Origin of the sequence: Roseibium sp. TrichSKD4 (genome assembly GCF_000148725.1) — a bacterium.
Classification (GTDB): domain Bacteria; phylum Pseudomonadota; class Alphaproteobacteria; order Rhizobiales; family Stappiaceae; genus Roseibium.
The window spans coordinates 1-1,163 of the sequence record NZ_GL476324.1 but is presented as its reverse complement, the minus strand read 5'-3'; the positions used below and the strand labels follow the sequence as shown (position 1 = coordinate 1,163).

Here is a 1,163-nt window from a genome sequence, read left to right as displayed (position 1 = left end):
TCGCTTCTGGGGGAGCTTTTCCCTCCCCCAATGCCACTACACTTCCAAAATAGAAGAAGCCTACTAAACCGATAAGTCCAATTATCCCGGCAATATTTCCTGGTTTCTCGTTCCCGTAACCGAATAACTTGCCGACTAAACCAAGCTTTTGGTTTATTAATGGGTCGGGCTGTAGTGCATCTTTTTGAACAGGAACAGTAGACTGGCCTCCCGTTTCCATTTTGGCTTTGGTAATACCATCTGGCGGAATATTTGATTTTGTCATGCGGCAACATGGCTCAATTCAATAAAGTGGTTCCTAATCATCTGATCGGAGATATATTGCAATCCGTTTTTGCGCGCATAGCTCCAAGGGGTATTGGGTTGATGCGTCATCTCTGACAGCTTCAAACCTGAAAATTTTTTATACCTATCCCACACGCGATCAAAAACTTCATAAAAATTTTCATCGCTTTTAGCCACAATCAATGTCGCCTTTTCGCCGGTCGTTGGATCGATCTCTTCCGCGAGACCGTGTATTCGGAACCCGCCATAACTTTTGAACTGATGGTAGATTGAAGACAGGACCGGGCCATGAGGCCACGCTTCAAACCGCTCACCTACAGCCGGATGACCTCGAACCGCTAAATTCCAGCCATGTAAGCAATACATGAGCTTTTGCAGTTTAAGCGGATCTACGTCAGAAATGCGGTCCTCGCGAGCTCGAACCAAGAACGTGTTGGCAACCCACGAAGGTTTGTAAATCACAGTGGGTGCTGAATTTGTCATCACTCCCACCTCTCTTTCCGTTTGCCAAGGCAATTACGAGGAATTGCGTTCCTTTAGTTGGGGCCACGCCACAAGTCAAACACGTGATTTGTTAAACCCACCTCAACTCAGTCTTTTTTGCTCCCAAAATTGGGAAAGAATCTCTTGTGGCTGAATCAGATGGTACGTTTATTACGTAATATTTACAACATATGCCACTTTTGCGCGCTTTTTGGATAACCGGAAAACGAGCAGCCTTATCAAGGCCTCCCCTTCTTCAAACACAAAAACAAGAAATGGAACGCCAGGAACGCCAGCCCGAAATCCTTCAGAACCCACCAGGGCATCTCGATATCCCTTGGCGACACACCGGTGGTGATTGTCACGTAGTTTCTGGCGGTCTGGCCATAAAGCCC

At 46.7% G+C, this 1,163-nt stretch carries 2 protein-coding genes; both read right to left on the bottom strand.

The window, feature by feature from the left end:
- On the bottom strand, nucleotides 1-265 hold a 265-nt coding region (locus TRICHSKD4_RS27765), incomplete at its 3' end, for a hypothetical protein (RefSeq protein ID WP_040617714.1).
- The gene (locus TRICHSKD4_RS28750) at nucleotides 262-768 is read right to left on the bottom strand and encodes a Panacea domain-containing protein (RefSeq protein ID WP_050763576.1); all 507 of its coding nucleotides are present in this window, start codon (nucleotides 766-768) and stop codon (nucleotides 262-264) included. The genes TRICHSKD4_RS27765 and TRICHSKD4_RS28750, both read right to left, overlap by 4 nt.
- Nucleotides 769-1,163 lie beyond the last annotated feature (395 nt).